Source organism: Nonomuraea sp. GTA35 (assembly GCF_041950525.1).
Taxonomy (GTDB): domain Bacteria; phylum Actinomycetota; class Actinomycetes; order Streptosporangiales; family Streptosporangiaceae; genus Nonomuraea.
Map to the genome: position 1 here is coordinate 1313482 of NZ_JBGNUV010000001.1, position 25227 is coordinate 1338708.

Here is a 25227-nt window from a genome sequence, read left to right on the forward strand (position 1 = left end):
CGCCGGTCGCGTCGCGCGGACGGTCCTCGGTCAGGACCCGGTGATCCGCCTGGCCCGGTCGAGCGCCTGGAACTCGAGGCGGTGGTGCAGCGCCAGGTCCACGGCGTAGGGCCGGGCAGCCTCGGCGCGGTAGTGGTCCTCCAGCGCGCGGGCGGTGGCCAGCAACGGGGTCCGCCGGGCGCAGGTGGCCTCGGCGACCGCGAGCCGTACCTCGAAGGAGTGGGCCTCGTCCGGGCCCAGGCCCATGGTGAGGCGGGGCAGCCTGGCCCGGATCTCGGGCGGGTCGGCGTAGCGGTGACCCCGCGCCGCCATGCACCGCCGCCAGGCGGCCAGCGCGGTGGTGAAGCGGGTGTCGCGCATGATGGCGGGCACGTAGAGCGGCCGCAGGTTGGTGGCGACCTTGTCGGCGCGGAACCAGGCCGCGCGATCCCCGTAGAGCGCCTCGTTGGCGGTGGCGGTGCAGCCGCCCATCACGCTGGTGACGGTGCCGCCGGTGGGCAGCTTGACCGAGACCCGGCTCCTGTCAGGGCCGCCGTCCAGCGCGCGGTCGTAACGCTGCCGATCGGCGGGGGAGAGGGTCGCGTAGTAGGCGACGTTCGGGTTGTGCCGCTTGGCGGCCAGCCACCTTTGCCTGATGCGCGTGCCGTACCCGTGCTCGCGGGCCCAGGCGACGTCGGCCAGCACGTACCCGGTGCCCTGCCGTTCCTCGACGGTGGGGGGTGTGGCGGTGTGGTAGCGGAAGCCGTGGCGCCGCATGCACTGCCGCGTCAGGACGTCCTCCGCCCGTTCCAGCAGGATCCGTTCGGTGTCCGTCAGCTCCCTGTCCGGGACCGGCACCCGCGCCGGCCCGCCGCCCGCGGCGGCCGAAAGGAGCAGCAGGACGCCGGCCCCCGTCCCACGCCAGAACCTCACACTCACACAACCCTCCGCCGGGGATCTCGGGCAACGGCACGGGTGTCCGTGCCGGCCGATCGTTCGTCGCGTCACCCAGCTTCCGGGGCGGGGAAATTGTCCGGTACCCCCCTTTGACCACCGCAGACAATGCTCCGGCGGGCTGGAAAGCGACCGGGCGGACTCCTCGGCATGGAGTCCGCCCGGTCCATCAGAGGTGGGAAGCCGGGAGCGACGCCCCGTCAGCGGCCAACGGAGCGGGCGTCCGGTGGGGCGAGAACCGGCTCGGCGCAGACGCGTCACCGGTGTGGCTGGTGCGGTCGCGGACGGCACCGCCCGGGGCCGGCTCCCGCCGGCCAGGCGTGGGGAGGCCGCCGGGCAAGGGCGGCTGTACGGAACTGGCGCTCAAGTCGCCCGGCGAGACGGACGCCGGCAACTACCAGGCGTTCACCTCTTCGGAGGACACCGGCTGCGACGTACCGCCGAGGCGTCCGGGATCTCAGGGTTCGCGCGCCTGGCCACCGGAGGGGATCAGCGGCGAGGCCGCGCGCGGGTCACGTGCGCGGCCTCGCTCCGGCGGCATCAGGAGACGGTCAGGTAGAACGCGGTCTCCGCGGGCAACCGGTAGCCCGCCTGGCTGTAGACGGCGATCGTGCGGTCGGCCGCGCTGTCGTGCAGGTCGTGCCGGACGCAGGCGCGGGCGCCGAGCTCCACCGCCAGCGAGCGCGGGCGGTCGTAGCGGCCGATGGGCGTGACATGGATGGCCACGTCGTCGTCCAGGTCGACGTGCTGGTTCACGATGACGCAGTAGACGCCCCGGGACGGGTGCCAGACGTCTTCGACGTGCTTGCTCTCGGTCACCGACCCGTCCGCCTCGATCGTCGCGGAGGCCTGGGCGAACGGAGTCTCTGCGGACGCGGCCACCGGTGCGAGGAGCGTGGCGGACGCCACGGCGGCGGCGCCGAGCGTCCCGGTGGCGAATCGCCTGATGGTGTTCATATCGGTTGTGTGTCCTTTCGGGCCGAGTCAGGAGACCAGCAGGTCGAAGCCGCTGTCCGCGAGGCGCCCGGTGTGGGTGCTGTAGACGTTGACGGTGATGGTGTTGTCCTCCTCGCAGGTGAGCGACGGGTGACGGTAGGCGATGTGCGGCAGGCGCAGCGCGTGGCGCGGGGTGAGCTGGATCAGCGAGCTGCGCGCGTCGATGTAGTGGGAGAGCTGGACGCAGTACCGGCCGGTGCTCGCCCGCCAGGCCTTGACGACGTTCTTGCTCTCGTTGAGCGAACCGTCCGCGTCGACGATCGCCGCGGCCCGCGCGTACGGGGCTTTGAGGTCCGCGTGCGCGGCCGGGCCGGCGATGGTGGCGAGACCTGCGGCGGCGAGCGTGAGGCAGCCCATAAGAGTACGACGAAGCATGAGGAATCCCCCTTTGTTGCGGCCCGAAGTGAAGCCACAACGAAACGTAAGTTCGCGGAGGCCGCCGGGCCGCTCGCCACCCCGTATCGTCCGATCAAGGATTCTTGCCCTGTCGCACGTAAACCTGTGGCCCTTCCGACGCGTCCAGCCCACCCACACGCGCCGGAGACCGCCCTTCTGCGACGCCGCGGTGGGTGACGTGTTATTTACTCAGGCCTGGATGGGGCGCCGGTAGGGCGTCGTCGTCCCCATGGCCGGACGGCGGCGCCGGGGCCGGGCAGGTCGCTGGTCATCAGGTGTCACAGACCGTAGCCGGCCAGGGCTCCGCCGGCGTACGCGGCGATCGGGGCGGTGACGTGCTGGGCGTCGCGGTGGACGCCGCGCAGGGTGTTGGAGGCGAACGAGCGCTGGAACTCCACCCCGACGTAGCCGAGCCCGAGGTGGGTGGTGGAGATGCCGCCGTCGTGCAGGGGCGTGCCGTCCTCGCTGAGCGCGCCGAGCGGGCGCAGGTAGCCGAGGTCGGGACGGTAGCCGGTGGCGAAGATGACCGTGTCGACGTGCTCGCGCTCGCCGTCGGACCACACGATCCGGTCGCCGTCGAAGGCGGTGAAGACGGGGCGGCGGTCCATCCGGCCGTCGGCCAGGGCGGCGGCGTAGTCGCCGGTGTCCAGGACCAGGGTGCCGCCGCCGGCGCGGGCGGTGATCCGGGCCAGCCAGTGCGGCGGCAGGTCGTCGAAGCCGGTGGTGGTGTGCCAGTGGTGCACGTCCTTGCCGCCGATGAACTGCGGCATGAACGCGACCGGGTGGCGGGTGGCCAGGGTGACGGTGGCCACCTCGGCGAGCTCGTGGCCGACCTGCACGGCGGAGTTGCCGCCGCCGACGATGACCACGCGCCGGCCCGTGTAGTGCTTGGGGTTGCGGTAGCCGGCCACGTGCAGCACCTGACCGGCGAAGGTCTCCTGGCCGGGGAACTCGGGCAGGTACGGGTTGCCGAACGAGCCGCTGGCCGCCACCACCCCCATGGTGCGCAGGGTGCCGCCGTCGGCGGTGTGGACGAGGAAGCCGCCCGCGCCGTCACCCTCGACCGCGCTCACCCGGGTGCGGGTGCGGATCTCGACGTCCAGACGGTCGGCGTAGCGCTGCAGGTGGTCGACGACCTCGTCCCGGCCCGGGTAGTGGTCGGGGTCGCCGGGGAACTCCTGGCCGCCAAGGGCGCTGTGGCGGGCGGGGGAGAACAGGGTGAGGCTGTCGTAGTAGCCGGCCCAGGAGCCGGTGGGGCGTTCGCCCGCTTCAAGGATGACGGGCCGGAGCCCGGCGGCGCTCAGGCAGTGCGCGGCGGCGAGGCCGGACTGGCCTCCGCCGATGACGATGGTGTCCATGCCGCCGCATCATATCCTCATATCCAGAAATCACAATATGATGAGGGCGGGGTGATGCTATGACCATGACGACGAACGGGTTCGAGCTGAGCGACGAGGCGCGCGCCTTTCTCAAGGCGATGGCCAGCGAGACGCGCCAGCAGATCATGGAGCTGTTCGTCGGCGGTGTCGAGCTGACGGTCAGCGAGGTGGCCGAGCGCATGTCGCTCGCGCAGTCGGCCACCTCCACGCATCTGGCCACGCTGCGCGACGGTGGCGTGCTGGCCTCGCGACGCGAGTGGAAGACCGTCTACTACAGGGCCGATTCGGCCCGCATCGGCAAGGCCCTGTCCGACCTGCAGGCGACGCTGCAAGCCTGCTGCCCGCCCGGCGACTGCGGGGCGGGGACCTCAGCGTGTGGCTGATGGCGTTCTCGTGCCGCGGGAATGCTGTTCATGTTCGACGCGGGCGGGTGGGAGCAGCTCGCGGTCCCTGGAGTGCCCTGGTGGGACAGGCGGGCGCACGAGGGTGACCGGGGCTGCCGATCAGGGCGGTGTCCGGGATGCCTGCGAGCTGCGCACCGGCCGCGCCGCTCAGTGCCGCGAGGACCGGGTTGCGGAGGTCCGTCCGAGGGAGGCCAGCTCCAGGACGGTGGCGGTCAGCAGGCGGGCCGCTGCGAGGAGGGTGTCCGCTTCGACGCGCTCCGGGGTTTCGGCCGGAGTCTGGTAGCCGGGCATGCCCATGCCGATGCCGATCGCCGCCAGCCCCGCCGCGGCGTAGCGGCGGTTGTCCGAGGCCATCGCGCCGGCCCGCAGGGGTACTCCGGTTACCCGAGCGGCCTGATCCACAGCGCTCAGGAGGACATGGGCGGGACCGCCGGCCTCCACCGACGCGGCCTCGTGAAGTCGCGCCGCCCCATCGATGTTGATCACCAGCGTGTCCGCCGGGACGGCCGCGGCGTGGTGCGCTGATCCGCGCGCACCTGCTTCCTCGCCGTCCAGTAACGCGACCCGCACGTCCAGTCCTTCTGGGATGCCGGCCGTCACCAAGGCGCGGGCGACCTCAAGGACGACGGCCACGCCGGAGGCGTTGTCGGCCGCCGCGGGCAGACGGCGCGCCGGATCGTCACCGACACCGTCGAAGTGCGCGGTCAGCAGAACCCGCGTCGGCTCTTCGCCGGTACCGCCGTCGGGGCGAGCTTGGCCCGGCAGGCGGCCCACGACGTTGACGCCGTCGGCGGAGACCACCCGCAGGGGCATGGATGCTGACACCTCCACCGCGGTGTCGCGGAAGACGTCGGCCAAGTGCTGGTGCAGGTCGGTACGCAAGGCCAGGATCGGCACGGGCTGGACGGCCGGCCCGGCGATCATCTTGGGCATCCAGCCCTCGGCATCGGTGCCGCGCGCGGTGAGAATCCCGGCCGCCTGGCCTGCTACGGCCCGTTCGCACGCCTGCCCCAGGCGCTCGGCGGCGACCAGTACCCATCGGCCGCGCAGGTCGGCATCCTCGATCGTGGCCAGGGGAGCGGTGCGCGCCATGGGCAGCTCGGCCGAAGCGAGGTGCTCGACGAAGTCCCGGCGATGTTCCAGACGCCTCGGCTGCCCCTCGGCACGCCAATGCAGCTCCGGAGTGCCGTACAGCTCCCGCACGCCGGAGACGGGAAAGCCGATCAGCTCGGCCTCGGCGCCCAGCTCGCCCAGCCTCCCCGCCAGCCAGGTGGCGGCGGCCCGGCCGCCGGGCGTACCCACGCGCCGGCCGGCGTAGCGATCGGCGGCCAGTTCCCGCACGGTGGCCAGCATGCGCGCGGAGGACATCCGCTCCAGGGCAGACGCCGGTGCCGGCGTGGATCGCGCCGGCACCGAGCTGGAGGACGTCATCCGCAGCATGCCGCAGAGGCGGAAACTGCCCGCTCGTTGCCGGGGGCCGGCGCCTGGCCGCAGCAGCCGCCGTCCTCGCTTGCCTGCACGGCGGGTGCCGGGCCACCACAGCAGGCCGCGGAGGTGTCGCCTCCGGCTGGTGAGGCGGCCTGCGAAGCGGGAGCGCCGCAACAACCTCCGGCTGCGGCCGGGGCGAACGCCTCCTCCGGGCTGCCGATGAAGCCCCCGCGCGTCTCCTTCGTCATCGTTGCCGCCTTTCCTTTACTTAGATGAACTTCTAAACAACGGCAATCTTGGCATTCTGATTAGAAGCTCGTCAAGATAGACGTAGATCTAATTAAGCTCGCCTGGGGTGCGGGCAGCGGACCGCCGGGGTGGAGCTGCTGACCGGCCGCTGCACGGATCCAGCTGGGCGTACCGGGCGCCGAAGACGCCGCGGTCGGCGGCCGAGCCGCACCTCGGGTCAGAAGATCTCCGACAGGACGCCGGACTCGGCGATGATGACCATTCCGATGGCCATGAACACCAGCGGGACGATCCAGTGGCCGTGGCGTTCGACGACGGCGATGACGGCGCGGTGGGAGCCGAGCCAGGAGGCGGCCAGGCACCATACGGCGACCCCGGCGGCGAACACTGCGATGGTCAGAGCAGAGGCGGCGGAGCCGATGGTGCGAAAGACCGGCGTGTAGACGGAGATGTTGTCGGCTCCGTTGGCGATCGTCACCGCGGCCACCGACACCACGCCGGTGGCCGGAGGCGGCCCGCCGGACGGCCCGTCGCCGCCGCCGTCGCCGCGTGAGCGCAGTGCGCCGAGCAGGCCGCGCACCCCCAGGGCCAGAGGGATGAGCCCGAGCAGCCCCACCCAGCGATCGGGCAGCAGGGCCAGGCCGAGCGCGGCGATGACCGAGATCACCACCAGCGCGCCGATGCCGGCGTACTGGCCGGCCCAGATGTGCCACGGCCGCAGCGCGCCGCCGGCGCGGGCGGACAGGAACAGCACCGTCAACACGATCAGGTCGTCCACGTTGGTCCCGGCGAACATGGCGACGGCCGCGGCCAGGGTCGGGGCGAGCTGATGGGCGATCGTGGTCATGACCGCCGAACCTACCGGGCCGGGGTGCTGAGGCAGGCGCTCGAAGGGCGGCGTGCCGGCCGTCCTGGCTTCGTCAGCCGGTCAGCTCGCCGATGAGCGTGTCGATGCGGGTACGGATCTGGTCGCGGATCACGCGGACCGGCTCGATGCCCTGACCGGCGGGGTCGTCGAGCTTCCAGTCCTCGTACCGCTTGCCGGGGAAGATCGGGCAGGCGTCCCCGCAGCCCATCGTGATGACCACGTCGGAGGCCTCGACGGCATCGACGGTGAGGATCTTGGGCTGCTCGGCGGTGATGTCGATGCCCACCTCGCGCATCGCCTCGACGGCGACCGGGTTGACCTGGTCGGCGGGGGTCGATCCGGCGGAGCGCACCTCGATGCGGTCGCCGGCCAGGTGGGTGAGCCATCCGGCGGCCATCTGGGAACGTCCGGCGTTGTGCACGCACACGAACAGCACGCTCGGCTTGTCAGTCACGACATCTGCTCCTTGGAAGCGGTGGTGAACAGGCGGCGGCCGGCCAGGCTGACGTAGACCAGGGCGACCAGGACGGGGACCTCGATGAGCGGGCCGACGACCCCGGCCAGGGCCTGGCCGGAGGTGACGCCGAAGACGCCGACGGCCACGGCGATGGCCAGCTCGAAGTTGTTGCCGGCGGCGGTGAAGGCCAGCGTGGTGGTCCGCTCGTAGGACAGGCCGATCGCGCGTCCGGCCAGGAACGAACCGCCCCACATCACGAAGAAGTAGGCCAGCAAGGGGAGCGCGATGCGGGCCACGTCGAGGGGACGTTCACTGATCGTGTGGCCCTGGAGCGCGAAGAGGATGACGATGGTGAACAGCAGGCCGTACAGGGCCAGCGGGCCGACCTTCGGCAGGAAGCGCTCCTCGTACCAGGTCCTGCCCCTGGCGCGCTCGCCCCAGGTGCGCGAGACGTAGCCGGCCAGCAGCGGGATGCCCAGGAAGATGAGCACGTACTGGGCGATGTCCCACATCGACACCTCGAGCGCGGCCTGCGAGAGGCCGAGCCAGCCGGGCAGGACCTGCAGGTAGAACCAGCCGAGCGCCCCGAACGCGACCACCTGGAAGACCGAGTTGATCGCCACGAGCACGGCCGCCGACTCGCGGTCGCCGCAGGCCAGGTCGTTCCAGATGAGCACCATGGCGATGCAGCGGGCGAGCCCCACGATGATCAGCCCGGTGCGGTACTCGGGAAGGTCCGGCAGGAAGGTCCAGGCCAGCGCGAACATCAGCGCGGGGCCGGCGATCCAGTTCAGCAGGAGCGATGAGATCAGCATCCGGCGGTCGCCCGTGACGGTGTCGAGCCGGTCGTAGCGGACCTTGGCCAGCACCGGGTACATCATCAGCAGCAGGCCGAGCGCGATCGGCAGCGAGATCTCGCCGATCTTCACGGCTTCCAGCGCGGTGTCCAGACCGGGGACGAAGCGGCCCAGCAGCAGGCCGGCGGCCATCGCGGCGCCGATCCACACCGGCAGGAAACGGTCGAGGACCGACAGCCGGCCGACGACGGCTGTAGTGATCTCCTGTGCGGGAACCTGGGCGCGGGCAGCATCCGAAGACATGTCGTTCTTCCCTGGTGAGATGGCCGTCAGACCGTGGCGGGGATGTTCAGCAGCGCCGAGAGCTGGCTCAGGTTCTCCGGGACGAGCCGGTAGTAGACCCAGGAGCCGCGCCGTTCGTGGGTGAGCAGGCCGACGTCCCTGAGCACCTTCAGGTGGTGGCTGATCGTCGGCTGGGTCAGGTCGAAGGCGTCGGTGATGTCGCAGACGCAGGCCTCGCCGCCCGCGTGGCTCGCGACGATCGACAGGATGCGCAGCCGTACCGGGTCGCCCAGAGCCTTGAACACGCGGGCGAGTTCGGTGGCCTTGTCGGCGTCCAGTTGCTCGCGTACCAGCGGCGGGCTGCAATCCAGGATCTGCAGCGGCTCCACGTGACCCCCTGATATAGATGACTGTCGAAGTCCTTCTCATATTGACATACATCTATAAGGTGACGCCAATGGGCCCGCAGCCGCGAGGTCAGGCAGGAGGGCCCTGGCTGTGGAGATCGTCCGCCAGGCGAGGCCGGTGTTGGACGCGAAGCTGTGACGCACTGCGGCGAACATCCGAGGCCACGGCGGGGCCGCAGTGGAAGTATCCCGACGCCCCGTTCATCGGCTAGCGACCTCGCCGGGGCCTCGCCTCTCGCATGATCTCCGCGACGGTGTATCTGGCCGTGCGGCTCGCGCCGATCAGGGTGGCGGAGGCGGGGCCGGTCCAGTCGCCGTAGCCGAGCAGGTGCAGGCGAGGCTCGCCCGCGGCGCGGGTGCCCTCGACCGGGATGAGCCCGTCGGGGCCGCGCAGCCGGAGCGGGGCCAGGTGGCCCAGGGCCGGGCGGAAGCCGGTGCACCAGATGATGGCGTCACAGTCGAGGCCGGTGCCGTCCGGCCAGGTGACGCCCGTGGAGGTGATGCGGCTGAACATCGGCTGTGCCTTGAGCACGCCGCGGTCGCGCGCCTCGCGGACCGGCGGGACGGCCACGATGTCGCCCAGCGAGCCCACCCCGTCCGCACCCCGGGTCCGGCGGGTGGCCAGGGCGAACAGGGCCCGGCCGTCGACCTCGTCGGGCAGCAGGCGAGGCGGGCGCAGGGTGACCCAGGTGGTGTCGGCGACGGTCGAGACGTCGGCCAGGATCTGGGCGCCGGAGTTGGCGCCGCCCACGACCACGACGCGGCGGCCGTGGAACGGCTCCGGGCCCCGATAGCCGGCGGTGTGCAGCTGCTCGCCCCGGAAGCCGCCGATGCCGGGGTAGTAGGGCACGTAGGGGCGCCACCAGGTGCCGGTGGCGCTGATCACGTGGCCGGCCTGCCAGGTGCCGGCGTCGGTGTCGACCAGGAGTCGCTGCTCGCCTCGCCGTACCGCATGCACGGTCGTGGGCCGGATGATCGGGAGCTGGTAGCGCTGTTCGTAGTCGGCGAGGTAGGCGACGGTGCCGGCGGCGCCGGGGTGGCCGCCGCCGGGCGGGATGGGCATCATGCGGCCGGGCAGCGAGCTGTACTGGGCGGGGGAGAACAGCCGGAGTGACGGCCACGCGTGCCTCCACGCCCCACCGGGCTCCTCCTGGGAGTCCAGGATGACGAAGTCGGCCTTCGCGCGGCGCAGGTGGTAGCCGGCGGCCAGGCCCGCCTGACCGCCGCCGACGACCAGGACGTCGACCGGGCGCGGAGCTCGGGTCATACGGGCAGGAGCTCGAGGTCTCCCGGCCTGCCGGGCGAGGGCTCGGTCAGCGGGGCGAAGAGGGCGCCGAGCTTGTTCACCGCCTCGGGGATGATCCGGTAGTACACCCAGGTGCCGCGCCGCTCGCCGTCGATCAGGCCTGCGGTGCGCAGCACCTTCAGGTGGTGGGAGATGGTCGGGGCGGTCAGGTCGAAGGCGTCGGTGAGGTCGCACACGCACGCCTCGCCGCCCGCGTGGGATCCGATCATGGACAGCAGGCGCAGCCGGACCGGGTCGGCGACCGCCTTCAGCATGACCGCGAGGTCGGCCGCGTCGGTTTCCGACAGCGGCTCGCGCGCGATCGGTGCGCAGCACGGGGTCGTGGTGGCGGCCATCCGGCTCCTCCTCCTAATTCGAACCTTGTCGAAATTATAGGCGGTGTCAGGCGAGCAGGGGCTCGGCGTAGCCGACGGCCTGGGTGACGGCCAGGGCGGCGACGATGCGCCGGCCCTGGCGGAAGCGGCCCTGGCCGCCGCGCTCCCCGTGGAGGCGGCGGCCGAACCGCTGGTCGTGGTGGAGCTCACGGGCTTGCGCCCGGGCAGGCGATCAGCGCGCGTCCCGTGGAGGTGGTGCGCCAGGCGTCGGTGCCGTTGGCGGTGATGAAGCCTTGCGCCTGCAGCCGCCAGGCCGGGGTTGCGGCCATGCGGGTGATGGCGCGGGCGTGGCCGGGATCGGTGCCGGGTTCGCGGGGCGGCGAGCAGCCGCTCCGCGAGCCGGTCGGCGGGCATCGGCTCGTGGTCGCAGATCAGGCTCAGCGCCTCCTGCGCCGCGGTGGGACAGCCGTCGGACATCGCGCTCTTCCCCGTTCAGCCGCAGCAGCCGCCGCCGGACGAGGCGGTCACCAGGGGGAGTGGGGTGGACAGCAGGCCGCCGCTGATGCCGGTGGCCAGGCCGACGCGCTGTTCCTGGGCCTCGGCGAGGCCGGAGGAGCAGACGCCGGTCTCGGGCAGGTCGAGCTGCACGTCGCGGGCGGCCTCCCAGTCTCCGGCGAGGGCGGCGACGACCGAGCGGGCCTGCTCGTAGCCGGTGGCCATGAGGAAGGTGGGCGCGCGGCCGTAGCTCTTGACGCCGATCGCGTAGTAGCCGGGCTCGGGGTGGGCCAGCTCGTCCACGCCGTGCGGCGGGACGGTGCCGCAGGAGTGCTGGTTCGGGTCGATCAGCGGCGCGAGCGCGCGGGTCGAACCGAGCACCGGGTCCAGGTCGAGGCGCAGCTCGCCGGCGATGGAGTGGTCGGGACGATATCCGGTGGCCGACACGATGCGGTCCACGGTGATCGCCTGCTCGGCGCCGGACGGGTCGCGGCTGACCACCTCGATTCCCTGGTCGGTGCCACGGACGCGGTGGGTGTAGAAGCCGGTCAGCAGCGTGATCCGGCCGGACTCCATCAGGGCGTGCAGGCGGATGCCGAGCGCGCCGCGCGCGGGGAGGGCGTCGGCGTCGCCGCCGCCGTACGTGCGGCCGGCGTCGGCCGCGCGGATCGCCCAGGTGATCGGGGTGTCGGCGAGCTCGGCGAGGGCCAGCAGCGTGGTGGCGGCCGAGTGGCCGGCGCCGACGACCAGGGTGTGCCTGCCCTCGTAGGCGGCCCGGTCGGCGCCCAGCACGTCGGGCAGCGCGTGGTCGATCAGGGCCGCCACGTCGGCCTCGCCGTGCGCGGGCAGGCCGCTCGCGCCGAGCACGTTGGGGGTGGTGTAGGTGCCGGAGGCGTCGATGACCGTCCGGGCGTACAGCTCCTCGCCATCCCGCAGGCGGATCAGGAACGGTACCTCCTCGCGGCCGTTGGTCCGGACCCGGTCGAAGCCCAGCCGGGTGATCGCGCTCACCGCCGCGTTGACCCGTACCCGGTCACCCAGGACCTTGGCCAACGGGGCGAGATAGCCGTCGATCAACTCCGCGCCGGTAGGCAGCCAGTCGTCGTCCGGCGCCTGCCAGCCCGCGGCGTCGAGCAGGCGGCGAGCGGCGGCGTCGATGTTGTAACGCCAGGGGCTGAACACCCGTACGTGCCCCCACTTGGCGATGGACGCGCCGGCCTGCCCGCCCGCCTCCAGGACGAGGAAGTCGAGGCCGCGCTCGGCCAGGTGGGCGGCGGCGGCCAGGCCGACCGGGCCCGCACCGATGACCACCACGGGCAGCGCGCTGGTCTCCAGGGCGGCCGTGGGCTGCTCTGTCTCCAGGGACGTGGTGGTGCTGCAGCATCCGTTACCCATGATTGCCTCTCAGGTCTCGTCGTCTCCGGTCGGCGGAGCATCAGGCGCGGGCGTGATCGGTCATCGCCTTGGTTCTGCAGGGCATCGCGGGTCTCTTCACGGCTGCTCGCCGAGCGTGATCGTGTTGTCCCCGCGCCGTGGCCGATGAGAGCGCGCACCACACCAGCACTGATTAGATGTTTGTCGAAGTAGTTAGCAGCATGCCTCACTGATTAGAGAGATGTCAAACTAGCCTTCCATGAAGGCCGACGGGGAGGGATGCCGGCTTCGGAGCGTCCCCCGGGTCATCGGGCGTCGAAGGACGTCCTTGACTCCAGGACGCCGGCGGCGTTGTCCTCCGCCCAGCCGGCCAGGGCGCGAACGACCTCGAGCAGGCTGATCCCGCGCGGGGTCGGCGCGTAGTCGACGCGCACAGGTTTGGTGTCGTGGACGGTCCGCGTCACCAGGCCGTCGCGCTCCAGCCCCCGCAACGTCGCGCTGAGCATGCGCTGGGTGATGGGCTCGCTCATCCGGCGCAGCTCGTTGAACCGCCGGGTGGTGTCACCCAGCTGGCAGATGACGACCACCGACCACTTGTCGCCGATCCGTTCGAGCACGTCGCGGATCAGGTCACGGCCATGCTCGCAAGCCCCATCCTCCCGGGCGCCGCTTTCGCCTCTCAGAAACGTTCAGGTGTGGGAGTCGCCGTGCGCGACGGTCATCACGCTGCACGGCGCCTACTGGCATGGAGCGATTCACTCCTGGGCCCGAGCCGCGCCTGTTCGGCGTTCGGTCGGGCGTCGCACCGGGTTCGCGCGGCAGCTCGGCGGCCTGGGTGATCCGGCGCTCGCGCAGATAGGCCATGGGAGGCCGGCCGGCCAGGGCGGTGAAGCGCCGGGCCAACGCCGCGCGGGACACGCCGGTCTTCGCCGCCAGGGTACAACCGTCCACGGACGGGCCGGATCGGCGTCGAGCAGCCGCAGGGCCTGCCCACCACGAGGTCGCTGTGCGCGCGGTCAGGCGGGGACTTCGGCGCCGGGGCGGGTGAACCAGGCACGCAGGGCAGCGATGAGCTCAGGACGAGCACCACCTGCCGGCGCCGGCGGTGTGGCTGAAGTTCAGCCGGCGGCTGGGGCAGGGCCCGCTGGTATGCGGGCCCAGCCCTCTCTTTCAGTCTTCGCCGCTGTAGGCGCGCAGTTCGCGGCGCGCCTGGTGACGGCTGCGGCGACGCTCTTCGCGCCGGAAGTAGTACCACTCCTGGCCACCACTGAGGCTGCCGCAATCGAACAGGAAGTAGTCGCTGGCGCCCCAGTAACAGCCGCTTCTTCCGCGACGGTTCATGGACGCGCTGTCGGCGGAGATCTCCTCCGGCAGCGTGCACGGCCCGAACCGATGATCATGCACGGGCCGGCAGTTCACCATCGGCGCTTCGGCCATCCCCACCCACCAGGGCCGGGTCTTGTCAGTCTTGCTCATACGGTCACCTTTCGGCTCCGCGACGCCCCGGGATGGGGCTGTCACAAGACCGGATGCACCGTGATCACCTCCGACTTCACGCACGACATACCGGGACCAGGAGCGACCTTGCCGGTGCTCGGAGAACCTGATTCCGACATTACCGCGAGCCGCAGGAAATCGAGTGACGAGCCAACGTTGTCAGCCCCTGGCGGCCACGGTCGGCGGTGCCTTGAGAACCGACGGCGAACACGGATCCCCAACTCGCCACCTTGTCATGGGTCACCGAGTCCGCCGCCGTCGCCACGGGTGAGAAGGCCTTCCCCGTTTCGAGCGCCCGGTCGACCGGATGTTGTCCACCCCACCGCCGCCCCCGCCCGCGGGCAGGCCCGGACGCCACGGCCGCAGGACGAGGGCCGCGGACGGAGGCCTGCCCGGCCCATGCCGCGCAGGTGCCGCCCCCGGTGGAGTGGTTCTCCTGGTGATACCTGAGCACATCGAAGTGCTCTCTTGTGGGGCTCGCGGCAGCGATGCGATGGTACGGACAACGGACCTGGTATCAAAAGAGAACTGTCTTGGAGCTGCCATGATGCGAGCGATCGGCTTGTACGAGTTCGGGGATCCGACGTGCTGCGGGTCGTCGACCTGCCGGAGCCGCATGCCGGGCCCGGCGAGGTCCGGGTGCGGGTGCGCGCGGCCGCGGTGAATCCGGCGGACACGCTGCTGCGTGCCGGCGTGCACGCGCGGGCGTTCGCCGGGGTGCCGGCCCCGTACGTGCCCGGGATGGACATCGCCGGCGAGATCGACGAGATCGGCCCGGGAACGAGGACCGAGCTGTCCCCCGGCGAGCCGGTGATGGCGATGGTGATGCCGATCGGCCCGGCCGCGGGCGGCTACGCCGAGTACGTGGTGCTGCCGGCCGGCTGGGTCGTCCGCGCGCCGGCGGGCGCCGATGGCGCGGCGGCGGCGACGTTGCCGATGAACGGGCTCACCGCGCAGCTGACGCTCGACCAGCCGGCACTCGCACCGGGTTCGATCCTCGCCGTGACCGGGGCCGCCGGAACCCTCGGCGGCTACCTCGTCCAGCTGGGCAGGCACGCCGGGCTCACCGTGGTTGCCGATGCCGCGCCCGCCGACGAGGCCCTGGTCCGCCGCCTGGGCGCGGCCGACGTCGTCACCAGGGGGCCCGATGTCGCCGCCCGCCTCCGGGACCGGTATCCGGACGGCGTGGACGCGGTCGCCGACACGGCGCTGATCGGGCCGCGCCTTCTGGACGCCGTACGGGACGGCGGCACGTACGCGCGGTTCCTGGCGCCGATGAACCCGGCGGCCACGAATTCGGCCACGGCGGCCACGCCACGGTGCGGACGACGTTCGTCCCCGACTACGCGGGGCGGACGGACAAGCTGCACCAGATCCGCCGGCTGGCCGAGCGGCCCTCGCGATCGACGGCGGGATGACCGCCGCCTGAACGATCGATCTCGTCCTCCGGCTGGAACGGGGGCGCGATCGCCGTCCACCGGTCCGCTCGCACAGGCGCTTCCCGGTCGACCGGTGCGCGGGGAGCCGCCGTTCTGGTTTTCGGCAAGATTGCCCAGCCTGAAGCCATGAGCTCCGCGCGTCCGGCGTGTATGTCGGCGAACGTGGTGGACGTCGCGCATGCTCGGCAATAGACGGACCTGTGACTGTCTGTAAGGGGATTGCCGGCTCGTCCGGAGCTGACGCAAAGGGGAGCACATGATGGCCGAGCAGGGACGCGTGCGATGGAAGCGCTTCGGCCTGATCCTCGTTCCTGTCGCGGCGCTGACGTCGCTGCTGATCGGCGCCACGGCCCAAGGGGTCATCGCCGCCACGTTCGTGATCTCCGGCAACGGCTTCAAACTCTTCGCCGGTGAGCTGCGCGGTCAGGGCTTCTCCTTGGCCACCGACGTGGACCGGACCAGGAAGGGCCGGCTGGTCCCCGTCATCGTGGCCGGCGTCCGGCGGGCCGCGGTCACCGAGCTGTGCTCGAGCGCGCTGGTGAAGACCCCTGTGGGCACGGTGACGCTCCGGCTGACCGGCGGCCAGGGCGGCAACGAGGTGAACATCGACAACCTGGTGATCGATGTGACGGCGGGACAGACCGCGGCCTCCATCCGTGACCTCGAGCTGGGCCGGGATGCCAGCACCCTGGACGAGGTTCCCGCCGGCAGAGGGCCGGCCGGCACCTTCGGCGGCCAGGCCAGAGTGGTCACGCTGCACAACGTCAGGCTGGGCGCCAGGGCCGTCACGGCCGCCACGTTCAGCCTGCCCGACCTCGGCCTCAGGCTGTCGCGCGGCGTGCACGAGTGCTACTGAGGCGGAGCAGGCCCCGCCCTGGCCGGCGGCGGGCGGGCACGGCGCGAGACGAAGGGCGGAAGATCATGAAGTCGTGGCGGCGTTCCCGGCCGTTCTGGGGCGGGCTGTTCATCGTGGTGGCGGGGCTGGAGCTGCTGTCCATTCCGCTCGCGCTCGACGCGCTGCCCCTGGCCGTCAGGTTCGGCACGGTGGGGGCCGGCTATCTCATCGCCCTCGTCCTGATCATCGCGGGGGTGCTCGTCTGGCTGCAGCCCGGCCAGCGGGTGTTCCTCGGCCTGATCGCGGTGCTGCTGTCGATGGCGTCGTTCGTCTACTCCAACCTGGGCGGATTCCTGCTCGGCATGCTCCTGGGCCTGCTGGGCGGCATGCTGGTGATGGCCTGGACGCCTGTCAGCCGGCCCGCCGGCCGCCTCGACACCGTCACCGTCCGGAGCGTCCTGGCCGCGGCCCGGACCTGCGCCGCACGCATGAGCGTGCCGCGCTGGACGACGGCCGTCGCCGTGGGGCGGCGCTGCCGGCGGCTGGTGCCCATGAGGCGAGCCCGCATCGAGACCGATCCTGTGCCGGCGGACACGAGCTTCATCGCGAAGCTGCGTGAGCCCGCCGGTCGCAGCCGTCGATGAGGCGGTGCAGCGCGGCCGCTACGTCCGAGGCCCGTTCCCGGTCGTGGTCGTCATCGCCCTGCTGATCAGCGCGAACCGCCGCACCAAGGCCCTGCTGTTCGAAGCCACCTGGCTGGTCATGAGCTGGGTCGTGCTGCTCGTCCTCATCGCCCTGCTCGGCGCCCTCGGCGCCGGCGGGCACGCCAGCCCCGCCTGGGTGGCCTGGCTCGCCCTGATCATCGGCGTGCTCCTGCTGGCGATGGCCTGCGCCGGCATCCGCAGGGCCGCCCGCCGCAAGGAGGGCAAGGCCCCCGGGGTGCCCCGCTGGATCGCCGCCATGGACACCCTGACCAACCCGAAGATCATCGCTGTGGCGGCCCTGCTCATCGTGGCCAAGCCGGTCAACCTCGCCTCGCCGGCCGGTGGCGCCGTCGCCGCCGCCCACGAGCCCCTGCCCGCCGGTCGGCAGCTCGTCCTCGCCGCCGTGTTCGTCGTCATCGGCAGCATCGGCGTGCTCGCCCCCTACGCCACCGGGCTCACCCCGGGCGGCGAACAGCGGCTCCAGCGCATGCGCGGCTGGCTGATCCAGCACAACGGCGCCCTCACCCTGCTGCTCATCCTGGCGTTCGCCCTGCTGTTCCTCGCCAAGGGCCTGCGCGGCCTGCTCGCCCAGGGCTCACGGCGTCACGATCGCGAACGCGGGATCCGGGTCGTCCAGGACGGCGGTCAGGCGGCGCAGGACGTCCATGTCGCCCTCGTGCTCGATGCCGTCGGCCTGCCGGCCGGTGAGCAGGCCGAGCAGCTGCTGCTTGGTGAGCGTGAGCGTCAGGTCCGCCGGCTGCCGCGGCGGGTCGGCCTGGTGGATGAGCGCGCCGTTGGACAGCGTGATGCGGTGGCGCTGGTTCAGATCCGTCAGCCGCCAGTCGATGACCAAAGTCTCGTTCCACGCCCTGGGGCCGTCGACGCGGATGGCCAGGGAGTCGAAGACCTGCTCGACGGTCAGGGCCGCGATCATTTCCGGCGAGGTGCTGTTGAGGTTGGCAGGGACGACGTCGCCGGTCAGCTCCAGTGCGCCGACCAGGTAGAAGTTGCGCCAGGTGCCGTTCTCCGCGCCCTGGCCGAGCCGGGTGTAGACCTCGGCGAGCATCGAGCGCGCCTGGCTGTCGTGCTCGTCGGCGAAGACGGCGTGGTTGAGCAGCGAGGCGGCGAACCGCAGGTCGCCGTCGTCGATGTAGCGGCGGGCGTAGGCGAGGACGCCGTCGCGCCCGCCCATGCACTCGACGTAGCGGCGCGCCTGCTCGACCGGCGGGTGCTCCCACAGGTGGGCCGGGTTGCCGTCGAACCAGCCCAGATAGCGCTGGTAGATGGCCTTGACGTTGTGGCTGACCGAGCCGTAGTAGCCGTGCGTGTGCCAGGCGTGCTCCAGCGCCGGCGGCATCCGCATCGCCTCGGCGATCTCGGTGCCGGTCATGCCCTTGTTCATCATCCGCAGCGTCTGGTCGTGCAGGTAGGCGTACAGGTCGCGCTGCTGCGACAGGAAGGCGACGATGTTCTCCTGACCCCAGGTGGGCCAGTGGTGTGAGGCGAAGACGACGTCGGCCTGGCCGGCGAACAGGGCGATCGCCTCGGTCAGGTAGCGCGACCAGACACGCGCGTCACGGACCAGCGCGCCGCGCAGCGTGAGGATGTTGTGCTGGTTGTGCGTGGCGTTCTCGGCCATGCACAGCGCCCGGCGGCCGGGGATGAGGAAGTTCATCTCCGCCGGCGCCTCGGTGCCGGGGGTGAGCTGGAAGACGATCCGCACGCCGTCGAGCGTCTCCTCCTGCCCGGTGCGCGTGATGTCCTTGGACGGAGGGATGAGGGAGATCGTCCCGGTCGAGGTGGTCATGCCCAGCCCGCAGCCGATCTGCCCTTCCGGCGAGCGGGGCAGGGCCGGGCCGTACATGTAGGTGGCGCGGCGGTTCATCGCGGTGCCGGCGTAGACGTTCTCCGACACCGCGTGTTCCATGAACCCGGCCGGGGCCAGGATCGGCACGGTGCCGTCGGTGACGCCGCGTACCCCGCCGAAGTGGTCGGCGTGGGAATGGGTGTAGATGACCGCGGTGACCGGGCGGTCCCCTCGCTGGTCGCGGTAGAGCTTCAGCCCGGCCGCCGCGCACTCGACGGACAGCAGCGGGTCGACCACGATGACGCCGCTGTCGCCCTCGATCAGGGTCATGTTCGACAGGTCCAGGCCGCGCACCTGGTAGATGCCGTCCGTCACCTCGTACAGGCCCTGCTTGACGCACAACTGCCCCTGCCGCCACAGGCTGGGATGCGCGGTGTCCGGGCACTCCTGCGCCAGGAAGCCGTAGGAGTCGGTGTCCCACACGACACGGCCGTCGGCCCTGACGGTCGCGGGGCTCAGCGCGGCCACGAATCCGCGGTCGGCGGCGTCGAAATCGGACCGGTCGCCGAAGGGAAGGTCTGCCATGACTCCGGTCTTCCCTCCGGCACCCCGATCCGCCACCACCAGCCGGTACCCGCACCCGCCCGTGACCATCTCTTTGACGAGCTTCGCCGTGCTCTCCGCATGGAACGCGCCACGCTCCGCGGCCGGCCCAGGACGGCCGAAGCCTGCCCGCGGGGTCGGCACTGGGGACCGGCTGCGGCCTGGAAGCGCTGTCGTCACCCCCCGCACCGTTTCTCAAGCCGGCCCGGCCTGGCCCTCATGACCGGCTTCCCCTGCCGGCCGATCTGGCGGATGTGGCGCAGGACCAGCGCCGGCTCGGCCAGGTGCGGGTCATGGTCGTCCGTGGGCGCGACGGCATGGCGTCCGCGGGCCGACACGGCCGCGATCTGCCGGTGGCGGGCGATGGCCGGCTGGTCACCACTGGCGCTGATGAGGGCCAGGGGCAGCGAGCCCCACGAACCGGCCGTCCGGGCGACGTCGAGCGACACCATGCCGGCGACGCGGTACTGGCACCTGGCCGGAACCGTCTACGTCAACCGCCACGACCCCGCGATCCTCGTGCACCGACGTGCCGGCAGCCGGTGGACGCTCAATCTCGGCACCCCCGTGGCCTGGATCGTGCTGGCCGTGGTGGCGGCACTCGCGCTGCTGTCACTCCTCGGCGTCATCGACCTGCCGTCCACCGGTTGAGGCGGCGGGAATCCGCGGGGACACCTTGGCCGCAACAGCATGGCCAACCCCGCGGCCCCCGAGGCAGGCGGCCGTCCGGTGCTGCTCAGCGAGGCACGCGCGGCCGGGGGAGCGCCGGATCGGCCACGTCCAGGGTGAGACGGACGATGTTCGGCCGGTGCCGCGAGCCGAGCATGCCCAGGCTGGTCACGAGGAGCCCGTCCGCGACGACGGCGATCGCGGTGGGCCCGTCGAGCCCGTCGGCCTCGGTCGCCAGGACGGTCATGGCGCCGCCCGGGGCGATGCGCACCACGGTGTCGCGCGGGTGGACGGCGAGGTAGAGCGCGCCGGAGGTGTCGAAGGCGAGGTCGTCGGCGGGGATGCCGGTGTGCACCTGCTTCACCTCGCCGGGCCGTCCCTCGTCCAGGGCGATGCGCAGGACGGTGCCCTGGGCGGTGTTGGTCGCCCACAGGGCACCGTCCCAGACCTTGAGCCCGTTCACGCCCGTGGACGACACCGGGTCGTCCGGCGACAGCGGCGCCAGGAGGGGCTCGCCGCCCAGCCAGAGGCGCAGCGTGTCGTCACCGGGGGCGCAGCGCAGGATCTCGCCGTTGACGGAGTCCGCCGCGAACAACGTGCCGTCGCCGGCGAAGGTGATGCCGTTGAGCCCGGCGCCGGCCTGCGCGGCGGCGAAGCGGACCCAGCGGCGGGGCGCCTCGCGCCGCCAGATCCCCGCCACTCCCTCGGCCGTGCCGCGCACCGCGGCGTACAGCCGGTCCTCGGCGTCGGCGGCGAGCCCGACCACGATCGCGTCGGCCGGCTCCGGGACGACCCGCTCCTGCTCCCCGCTCGACAGCCAGACGGTGCCCGCCAGCAGCAGCGTCGCGCAGACCGTGCCGTCGGCGAGTACCACGATGTTCTCCGCCAGCTCGCCGGCGCCGTGCTCGAACGTTGTGAGGATCATGAGCCCACCCTGCAACGATCCGGCGCGCGATGGGGCGGCGTTCGCCTTCGGCGATCCGCGACGGCCCGCTACTCCGCCTTGGCGGCCTCCAGGACGGGCACCGCCGCGGCCCGGCGCGCGGGCAGCGCCGACGTCACCAGCGTCGCCACCGCCGCACCCGTCAGGACCAGCGGGAACAGCCACCACGGCGGGTCCGGCCGCAGGAACGAACTGCCGCTCATCACGTGCAGCAACCCCAGCGTGCCCATCGCGATCGCCAGGCCGAGCAGCGTGCCGAGGACGACCACGGTGGCCGCCTCCCAGCGGATGATCGCGCGGATCTGCCGCGTGGTGGCACCCACAGCGCCCAGCAGCCCGAACTCGCGGGTGCGTTCCGCCACGCTCATCGACACCGTGGTCGCCATCCCGAACAGCGCCAGCAGCAGCGCCATGCCGACGAAGACGTACGTGGAGCGCAGGGCCCGGGTCTGCGACTGCGAGGCCGCGTCCACATACGCGTCGCGGCCGAGGACCCGCACCCCCGGCACCCCGGCCACGGCGCGGGTCAGCGCCTCCGTCGAGCCGCCACGCACGAGCACCGCCCGGGTGGGGGCGTTGGCGTCGAGCCGGTCCATCGTCTCCGCCGCCACCAGCGCCTGGTCGGCGAACAGGTGGGACGGGTCGTGGTAGGTGCCCGCCACGGTGAGCGTGGTGCGTCCGTGCACGCCGCGCACGACGATCTCCTGGCCCCGCCGCAGCCCCTGCCCCTTCATGACGGCCGACGACAGCGCGATCTCGCCCGTGCCGAGGGCGGGTGGCCGGCCGCCCAGCCTCAGGACGTCACGCAGCCCGCTCTGCTCGGCGCCGCTGACCAGGAACCGGAACGGCTCGGGCCGCTCCTCCGGCGAGCCGCCCGGCGCCGGCGGCACCAGCGTGACCTCGGTCTGGGTCAGGACGGCCGCCCGGGACACCCCCGGAGCCCCGGCCAGCTTCGCCGCGACGTCCCGGGCGATGGGCGCGGGCGCGCCCTCGGCGGTCCTGGCGGTGGAGGTGATCGCGTGTTCGGCCGCCATCACCTGCCGTCCCGCCTCGCGGAACCGGTCGTGCACCGAGATCGTGACCAGCGCCACCGAGGCGACCAGCGCGACGCCGAGCATCAGCGACGAGGCGGCCGAGGAGACCCGTCGCGGGCTGCGGGTGACGGTGGCGTGCGCCAGCCGTCCGGTCTCCCCGCCGACCAGCCTGCCGACGCGCCCCACCAGCCCGCCCAGCGGCTTGACGAAGAACGGGGTGAGCACGGCCAGCCCGGTCACGGCCATCAGCGACCCGAACAGGACCATCAGGGCGATGACGAACGTGCGGTCAGGACCGGGTGGCTCGGCGGCGCGGATCGCCGCCGCCACCGCGTACCAGGCCACGGCCCCGGCCAGGATCGCGCCCCCGAACAGCAGCCGGGGCAGGCGCCGCTCCCGGGGTTCGGCGACCGTGCTGCGCAACGCCTGGACGGGCGAGACGCCCGCGGCGCGGTACGCCGCCTGCCAGGCGGCGCCCTGGGTGACCAGGATGCCGGCCACGGCCGGGAGGGTCAGCGCGATCCAGCCGGTCTGGGGGTCGGAGCCGGAGACGTCGAAGCCGTCCCGCGCGAACAGCCGGATGATCAGCTCGGAGACCGGGAAGCCCGCGGCCACGCCGCCCACCGAGGCGATCGCGCCCAGCACCAGCGCCTCCAGCCGGATCAGCCGGCCGATCTGCCGCGGCGTGGCGCCGATCGCGCCGAGCAGCGCGAGCCTGCGGGTGCGCTGCCTGACCAGGGTGCCGAAGGTGTTGGCCACCACGAACAGCCCGACGAAGATCGCCACGGAGGCGAGCATGCCGACGATGCCGGCGATCGTGGTGCCCTCACCCGAGGCGGTGGCGAGCTGCACCCGCCGTACGGACTCGGCGGTGCGCACCGTGACGCCGCCCGGCTCCTGGGCCAGCTCGCGGGCCAGCTCGCCGCGCAGCCGCTCGGCGGGCACGCCGGGGGCGGCCTTCAGCCAGACGCTCTGCCAGGTGCCGGCGGGCAGCATCGCGGCGCGCTGCACGGTCTCGGGCGAAGCCAGCACCAGGTCGCCCGCGGCCACCGCGCCCCGGCCCTGGACGTTGACGATGCCGGAGATCCGCACCTGCTGCGTCCGGTGGGGCAGCGTCAGCGTCATCGTGCCGCCGACGCTCAGCTCTCCGGCGCGCGCCAGGTGCCGGACGACCGCCACCTCGCCGTCACCGGACGGGGCACGGCCGGCCTCCAGCTGGTAGGGGTTCAGCTGCGGGTCGGGCACCCAGGGGCGCAGCAGCGTGCGGCCCTCGGCCGCCGCCATGATCGCCTGCCCGTCCGGGCGGGAGGCCGTCACCGCCACGGCGGCGTCCCCGGCGGCCGCCGCCACCCCGGGGCGGGAGGCGAGCCGGTCGAGCCGGATCCGGCCGTCGGGCGGCGCGTACACGTTGTCCGGATCCACCGTCCCGCCCTGCACCAGCACGTCCGCGCGGAAGTACTCGCTGGCGTCGCCGCCGGCCACCGCCTCCTGCGCGCGCAGGGCGAACTGCAGCGAGCCCGCGATGAGCGCGATCGATCCCAGTGCCGCCAGCAGCGTGGCAGCCAGCCGCACCCAGCCCTCGGCGAAGGACCGGCGCGCGATGAGCCACAGGGGGTTTCCCATCATGTCACCCTTCGAGCTTGCGCATGCGGGCGTGCACGGCGTCGATGGCGGGCTCGGTCAGCTCGTCCACGATCGCCCCGTCGGACAGGAACAGCACCCGGTCGGCGGTCGCGGCGGCGACGGGGTCGTGCGTCACCATGACCACCGTCTGCTGGTGGTCGTCGACGGCCGTACGCAGGAAGCCCAGCACCTCGGCGCCGGCCCGGGAGTCCAGGTTCCCGGTCGGCTCGTCGGCGAAGAGCACCTCCGGCCTGGTCAGCAGCGCGCGCGCCACGGCCACCCGCTGCTGCTGGCCGCCGGACAGCTCCGAGGGCCGGTGCTCCAGCCGCCGGCGCAGCCCCAGTGCGTCCACGACCGTGTCGAACCAGCCCGGCTCGACCCGGCGGCCCGCCAGCCGCGCGGTGAGCTGGATGTTCTCCTCGGCCGTCAGGATCGGCAGCAGGTTGAACGACTGGAAGACGAACCCCATCCGGTCGCGGCGCAGCTCGGCGAGGCCGGTGCGGGACAGGCCGGTGAGGTCCACGTCGCCGATGACGATGGTGCCGGACGTCACGGTGTCCAGGCCAGCCAGGCAGTGCAGGAACGTCGACTTCCCCGACCCCGACGGCCCCATGATCGCGGTGAACTGGCCCCGGGCGAACGTCGCCGAGACCCCGCGCAACGCGCTCACCGCGCTGTCGCCGGTGCCGTAGGTCTTCACCACCCGCGTCGCGATCATGACCTGATCGGGCACGCGCTCGCCGGCCGGGGTCGCGATCATCGGGATCCTCCGGTGCGGGCGCGCGCCGGGAACGCGCGGTGGTGGGTCGGCTCGGGCATGGGGGTTTCCTCCTCGACGCGCACGGACCTTGCTGAGATAATCTCACCTGAGACTATATTGGGTGGCACTAGGATGTGCGCATGCTCCACGACTTGCTCGAACGCCTGCTGTCCGGGAGCGGCGGCCCGGCCGCCGATCACGTGGGGCTCGGCATGCTGCTGGCGGAGGCCCACCACCAGAGCAGGGAACGGCTGGACCAGGCGCTGCGCCCGCTGGGCGTCAACATCCGCAGCTTCGGCGTGCTGCTCGCGCTGCCGATGTACGGCCCCGTCAGCCAGCGGGACCTGACCGGGCACATGGGCATCGACAAGTCCACCATGGTCCGGATCATCGACGAGCTGGAGGAAGGCGGGCTCGTCTCCCGTCAGCGGGCGCCGCAGGACCGGCGCGCGTACTCCATCGTGCTGACCCTCCGCGGCGAGCAGGTCCTCGCGGAGGCGCGGCAGATCGCCGAGCAGGTGGGTGACCAGCTCTTCGGCTGGCTCACCGGGCCCGAGCGGCGGCACCTCGTCGAGCTGCTGCGCCGCCTGGCCGGGCACGCCGCTCCCGGAGCGGCACGATCGGCCGGCTGAGCCCGCTTCCACGAGCCGGCCGGCGTTGACGAACTGCTCGGCGCCCTGAGGGACGGCGATCATCGAAACGCCGGACGGCAGCCCTTTGCGTGGCCCGGGGGATTGGCGGACAACGTCTGCGGGGAGCAGGTGCGTCCGGCTCTCGTGAACTGCTCCTGCCGGCGGTGGAATGTCCTATGAATGTCCTGCTGGTTACCTGGAGCCGAGCCTTCCTGGACCTTAGCGTGAATGGCACGCGGGTGACGAAATTATCGGCACCTCCAGACATGCGTCAGTCTTCAATTCGCGTGAAAACGAATGGGCGGTCGTATGACGAAGAAAAGGAAGCGGGAGAAATGAAGAGAAACGTCACCAGAAGTATTGCCATTACCGCGGTCGGCGGCCTCGCGGCTCTGCTGCTCTCCGTCAGCCCCGCACAGGCCAAGGAGGCGGCAGGTCACTGGTACGGCCCCTACTCCACCAAGGGAATTTGCGAATACTGGCGGAACGGTGTGCAGGCAGGTGGGACACAGACCCATCCCTGCTTCGATGACCAGGGCTGGTACTTCTGGGCAGCGTCCTGAGCGGTCAGTACTCCTGACCGCTGGTAGATGTGC

At 72.2% G+C, this 25227-nt stretch carries 27 protein-coding genes and 1 pseudogene; 8 read left to right on the plus strand and 20 right to left on the minus strand.

Annotated features, from left to right (window positions below):
• Positions 1-30: 30 nt before the first annotated feature.
• The 4 genes from ACBJ32_RS05925 to ACBJ32_RS05940 all read right to left on the minus strand — a co-directional run bounded on the left by ACBJ32_RS05925 (position 31) and on the right by ACBJ32_RS05940 (position 3683).
• Positions 31-912, minus strand: coding sequence for a hypothetical protein (locus tag ACBJ32_RS05925; RefSeq protein ID WP_375125791.1), 882 nt, complete (start codon positions 910-912; stop codon positions 31-33).
• Positions 913-1473: 561 nt separating this feature from the next.
• Positions 1474-1890 (minus strand): hypothetical protein, encoded by a 417-nt coding sequence (locus tag ACBJ32_RS05930; protein ID WP_375125792.1) that lies wholly within the window; start codon positions 1888-1890, stop codon positions 1474-1476.
• Between the two features lie 27 nt (positions 1891-1917).
• Positions 1918-2304: a hypothetical protein gene (locus tag ACBJ32_RS05935; RefSeq protein WP_375125793.1), complete on the minus strand. Its 387-nt coding sequence runs from the start codon at positions 2302-2304 to the stop codon at positions 1918-1920.
• A gap of 299 nt (positions 2305-2603) precedes the next feature.
• Positions 2604-3683, minus strand: a complete 1080-nt coding sequence (locus ACBJ32_RS05940; protein ID WP_375125794.1) for a flavin-containing monooxygenase — start codon at positions 3681-3683, stop codon at positions 2604-2606.
• A gap of 59 nt (positions 3684-3742) precedes the next feature.
• On the opposite strand from ACBJ32_RS05940, the gene ACBJ32_RS05945 reads away from it, so the two are divergent.
• Positions 3743-4087, plus strand: coding sequence for an ArsR/SmtB family transcription factor (locus ACBJ32_RS05945; protein ID WP_375125795.1), 345 nt, complete (start codon positions 3743-3745; stop codon positions 4085-4087).
• Between the two features lie 168 nt (positions 4088-4255).
• Here the strand turns inward: ACBJ32_RS05945 and ACBJ32_RS05950 are convergent, their stop codons facing one another.
• The 11 genes from ACBJ32_RS05950 to ACBJ32_RS06000 form a co-directional block, all read right to left on the minus strand.
• A complete protein-coding gene (locus ACBJ32_RS05950; RefSeq protein ID WP_375125796.1) occupies positions 4256-5461 on the minus strand; it encodes a M28 family metallopeptidase in 1206 nt (401 codons plus the stop codon).
• Positions 5462-6002: 541 nt separating this feature from the next.
• Positions 6003-6632 carry a cadmium resistance transporter gene (locus tag ACBJ32_RS05955; RefSeq protein WP_375125797.1) on the minus strand — a complete coding sequence of 210 codons (630 nt, stop codon included), beginning with the start codon at positions 6630-6632 and terminating at the stop codon, positions 6003-6005.
• 73 nt (positions 6633-6705) lie between these two features.
• Positions 6706-7107, minus strand: a complete 402-nt coding sequence (locus ACBJ32_RS05960; protein WP_375125798.1) for an arsenate reductase ArsC — start codon at positions 7105-7107, stop codon at positions 6706-6708.
• Positions 7104-8210 carry an ACR3 family arsenite efflux transporter gene (arsB, locus tag ACBJ32_RS05965; RefSeq protein ID WP_375125799.1) on the minus strand — a complete coding sequence of 369 codons (1107 nt, stop codon included), beginning with the start codon at positions 8208-8210 and terminating at the stop codon, positions 7104-7106. Before arsB ends, ACBJ32_RS05960 begins: the two co-directional genes overlap by 4 nt.
• Before the next feature lie 26 nt (positions 8211-8236).
• On the minus strand, positions 8237-8578 hold the full coding sequence (locus ACBJ32_RS05970; RefSeq protein WP_375125800.1) for an ArsR/SmtB family transcription factor: 342 nt from the start codon (positions 8576-8578) through the stop codon (positions 8237-8239).
• Positions 8579-8804: 226 nt separating this feature from the next.
• Positions 8805-9863 carry an ArsO family NAD(P)H-dependent flavin-containing monooxygenase gene (locus tag ACBJ32_RS05975; RefSeq protein WP_375125801.1) on the minus strand — a complete coding sequence of 353 codons (1059 nt, stop codon included), beginning with the start codon at positions 9861-9863 and terminating at the stop codon, positions 8805-8807.
• Positions 9860-10237, minus strand: coding sequence for a metalloregulator ArsR/SmtB family transcription factor (locus ACBJ32_RS05980; protein ID WP_357881621.1), 378 nt, complete (start codon positions 10235-10237; stop codon positions 9860-9862). Before ACBJ32_RS05980 ends, ACBJ32_RS05975 begins: the two co-directional genes overlap by 4 nt.
• 185 nt (positions 10238-10422) lie before the next feature.
• Positions 10423-10545 carry a hypothetical protein gene (locus tag ACBJ32_RS05985; protein WP_375125802.1) on the minus strand — a complete coding sequence of 41 codons (123 nt, stop codon included), beginning with the start codon at positions 10543-10545 and terminating at the stop codon, positions 10423-10425.
• Between the two features lie 163 nt (positions 10546-10708).
• Complete coding sequence (locus ACBJ32_RS05990) at positions 10709-12106, minus strand: FAD-dependent oxidoreductase (RefSeq protein ID WP_375125803.1); 1398 nt, start codon at positions 12104-12106, stop codon at positions 10709-10711.
• Between the two features lie 284 nt (positions 12107-12390).
• Positions 12391-12702 (minus strand): winged helix-turn-helix transcriptional regulator, encoded by a 312-nt coding sequence (locus tag ACBJ32_RS05995; RefSeq protein WP_375125804.1) that lies wholly within the window; start codon positions 12700-12702, stop codon positions 12391-12393.
• A gap of 553 nt (positions 12703-13255) precedes the next feature.
• Complete coding sequence (locus ACBJ32_RS06000) at positions 13256-13561, minus strand: hypothetical protein (protein ID WP_375125805.1); 306 nt, start codon at positions 13559-13561, stop codon at positions 13256-13258.
• A gap of 606 nt (positions 13562-14167) precedes the next feature.
• On the opposite strand from ACBJ32_RS06000, the gene ACBJ32_RS06005 reads away from it, so the two are divergent.
• The 4 genes and pseudogenes from ACBJ32_RS06005 to ACBJ32_RS06020 all read left to right on the plus strand — a co-directional run.
• Positions 14168-15151, plus strand: a complete 984-nt coding sequence (locus ACBJ32_RS06005; protein ID WP_375125806.1) for an alcohol dehydrogenase catalytic domain-containing protein — start codon at positions 14168-14170, stop codon at positions 15149-15151.
• Positions 15152-15277: 126 nt separating this feature from the next.
• Positions 15278-15877: a DUF6230 family protein gene (locus tag ACBJ32_RS06010; RefSeq protein WP_375125807.1), complete on the plus strand. Its 600-nt coding sequence runs from the start codon at positions 15278-15280 to the stop codon at positions 15875-15877.
• Between the two features lie 65 nt (positions 15878-15942).
• On the plus strand, positions 15943-16500 hold the full coding sequence (locus ACBJ32_RS06015) for a DUF6114 domain-containing protein (RefSeq protein ID WP_375125808.1): 558 nt from the start codon (positions 15943-15945) through the stop codon (positions 16498-16500).
• A 43-nt stretch (positions 16501-16543) separates the two neighbouring features.
• A pseudogene (locus ACBJ32_RS06020) lies at positions 16544-17074 on the plus strand (GAP family protein); the annotation flags it as partial.
• Positions 17075-17155: 81 nt separating this feature from the next.
• Here ACBJ32_RS06020 and ACBJ32_RS06025 read toward each other — a convergent pair.
• Positions 17156-18952 (minus strand): alkyl/aryl-sulfatase, encoded by a 1797-nt coding sequence (locus ACBJ32_RS06025; RefSeq protein WP_375125809.1) that lies wholly within the window; start codon positions 18950-18952, stop codon positions 17156-17158.
• A 194-nt stretch (positions 18953-19146) separates the two neighbouring features.
• Positions 19147-19422 (minus strand): hypothetical protein, encoded by a 276-nt coding sequence (locus ACBJ32_RS06030; protein ID WP_375125810.1) that lies wholly within the window; start codon positions 19420-19422, stop codon positions 19147-19149.
• On the opposite strand from ACBJ32_RS06030, the gene ACBJ32_RS06035 reads away from it, so the two are divergent.
• Positions 19421-19621, plus strand: coding sequence for a DUF5808 domain-containing protein (locus ACBJ32_RS06035; RefSeq protein ID WP_375125811.1), 201 nt, complete (start codon positions 19421-19423; stop codon positions 19619-19621). The genes ACBJ32_RS06030 and ACBJ32_RS06035 overlap by 2 nt on opposite strands.
• Positions 19622-19706: 85 nt before the next feature.
• On the opposite strand, the gene ACBJ32_RS06040 is transcribed toward ACBJ32_RS06035, so the two are convergent.
• From ACBJ32_RS06040 to ACBJ32_RS06050, 3 genes are all read right to left on the minus strand, one after another.
• Complete coding sequence (locus ACBJ32_RS06040) at positions 19707-20564, minus strand: SMP-30/gluconolactonase/LRE family protein (protein ID WP_375125812.1); 858 nt, start codon at positions 20562-20564, stop codon at positions 19707-19709.
• 68 nt (positions 20565-20632) lie between these two features.
• The gene (locus ACBJ32_RS06045; protein WP_375125813.1) at positions 20633-23242 is read right to left on the minus strand and encodes an ABC transporter permease; all 2610 of its coding nucleotides are present in this window, start codon (positions 23240-23242) and stop codon (positions 20633-20635) included.
• 1 nt (position 23243) lies between these two features.
• Positions 23244-23999, minus strand: coding sequence for an ABC transporter ATP-binding protein (locus ACBJ32_RS06050; RefSeq protein ID WP_375125814.1), 756 nt, complete (start codon positions 23997-23999; stop codon positions 23244-23246).
• Positions 24000-24139: 140 nt separating this feature from the next.
• Here ACBJ32_RS06050 and ACBJ32_RS06055 point away from each other — a divergent pair, with 140 nt between their 5' ends.
• Both ACBJ32_RS06055 and ACBJ32_RS06060 read left to right on the plus strand, forming a co-directional pair.
• Positions 24140-24631, plus strand: a complete 492-nt coding sequence (locus ACBJ32_RS06055) for a MarR family winged helix-turn-helix transcriptional regulator (protein ID WP_375125815.1) — start codon at positions 24140-24142, stop codon at positions 24629-24631.
• Positions 24632-24807: 176 nt separating this feature from the next.
• A complete protein-coding gene (locus tag ACBJ32_RS06060; RefSeq protein WP_375125816.1) occupies positions 24808-25194 on the plus strand; it encodes a hypothetical protein in 387 nt (128 codons plus the stop codon).
• The last annotated feature ends 33 nt before the right edge of the window (positions 25195-25227 follow it).

Excerpts from the sequence above, each read along its gene's own strand:
- ACBJ32_RS06030 (WP_375125810.1), bottom strand. The coding sequence starts at position 19,422 with ATGGTGTCGCTCGACGTCGCCCGGACGGCCGGTTCGTGGGGCTCGCTG.
- arsB (WP_375125799.1), bottom strand. The coding sequence starts at position 8,210 with ATGTCTTCGGATGCTGCCCGCGCCCAGGTTCCCGCACAGGAGATCACT.
- ACBJ32_RS06045 (WP_375125813.1), bottom strand. The coding sequence starts at position 23,242 with ATGATGGGAAACCCCCTGTGGCTCATCGCGCGCCGGTCCTTCGCCGAG.
- ACBJ32_RS06040 (WP_375125812.1), bottom strand. The coding sequence starts at position 20,564 with ATGATCCTCACAACGTTCGAGCACGGCGCCGGCGAGCTGGCGGAGAAC.
- ACBJ32_RS05950 (WP_375125796.1), bottom strand. The coding sequence starts at position 5,461 with ATGCTGGCCACCGTGCGGGAACTGGCCGCCGATCGCTACGCCGGCCGG.
- ACBJ32_RS05940 (WP_375125794.1), bottom strand. The coding sequence starts at position 3,683 with ATGGACACCATCGTCATCGGCGGAGGCCAGTCCGGCCTCGCCGCCGCG.
- ACBJ32_RS05980 (WP_357881621.1), bottom strand. The coding sequence starts at position 10,237 with ATGGCCGCCACCACGACCCCGTGCTGCGCACCGATCGCGCGCGAGCCG.
- ACBJ32_RS06025 (WP_375125809.1), bottom strand. The coding sequence starts at position 18,952 with ATGGCAGACCTTCCCTTCGGCGACCGGTCCGATTTCGACGCCGCCGAC.
- ACBJ32_RS06000 (WP_375125805.1), bottom strand. The coding sequence starts at position 13,561 with ATGAGCAAGACTGACAAGACCCGGCCCTGGTGGGTGGGGATGGCCGAA.
- ACBJ32_RS06035 (WP_375125811.1), top strand. The coding sequence starts at position 19,421 with ATGCCGGCGACGCGGTACTGGCACCTGGCCGGAACCGTCTACGTCAAC.
- ACBJ32_RS05975 (WP_375125801.1), bottom strand. The coding sequence starts at position 9,863 with ATGACCCGAGCTCCGCGCCCGGTCGACGTCCTGGTCGTCGGCGGCGGT.
- ACBJ32_RS05990 (WP_375125803.1), bottom strand. The coding sequence starts at position 12,106 with ATGGGTAACGGATGCTGCAGCACCACCACGTCCCTGGAGACAGAGCAG.
- ACBJ32_RS06055 (WP_375125815.1), top strand. The coding sequence starts at position 24,140 with ATGCTCCACGACTTGCTCGAACGCCTGCTGTCCGGGAGCGGCGGCCCG.
- ACBJ32_RS05955 (WP_375125797.1), bottom strand. The coding sequence starts at position 6,632 with ATGACCACGATCGCCCATCAGCTCGCCCCGACCCTGGCCGCGGCCGTC.
- ACBJ32_RS05930 (WP_375125792.1), bottom strand. The coding sequence starts at position 1,890 with ATGAACACCATCAGGCGATTCGCCACCGGGACGCTCGGCGCCGCCGCC.
- ACBJ32_RS05985 (WP_375125802.1), bottom strand. The coding sequence starts at position 10,545 with ATGGCCGCAACCCCGGCCTGGCGGCTGCAGGCGCAAGGCTTCATCACC.
- ACBJ32_RS06010 (WP_375125807.1), top strand. The coding sequence starts at position 15,278 with ATGATGGCCGAGCAGGGACGCGTGCGATGGAAGCGCTTCGGCCTGATC.
- ACBJ32_RS06060 (WP_375125816.1), top strand. The coding sequence starts at position 24,808 with ATGAATGTCCTGCTGGTTACCTGGAGCCGAGCCTTCCTGGACCTTAGC.
- ACBJ32_RS06015 (WP_375125808.1), top strand. The coding sequence starts at position 15,943 with ATGAAGTCGTGGCGGCGTTCCCGGCCGTTCTGGGGCGGGCTGTTCATC.
- ACBJ32_RS05935 (WP_375125793.1), bottom strand. The coding sequence starts at position 2,304 with ATGCTTCGTCGTACTCTTATGGGCTGCCTCACGCTCGCCGCCGCAGGT.
- ACBJ32_RS05945 (WP_375125795.1), top strand. The coding sequence starts at position 3,743 with ATGACCATGACGACGAACGGGTTCGAGCTGAGCGACGAGGCGCGCGCC.
- ACBJ32_RS06050 (WP_375125814.1), bottom strand. The coding sequence starts at position 23,999 with ATGATCGCGACCCCGGCCGGCGAGCGCGTGCCCGATCAGGTCATGATC.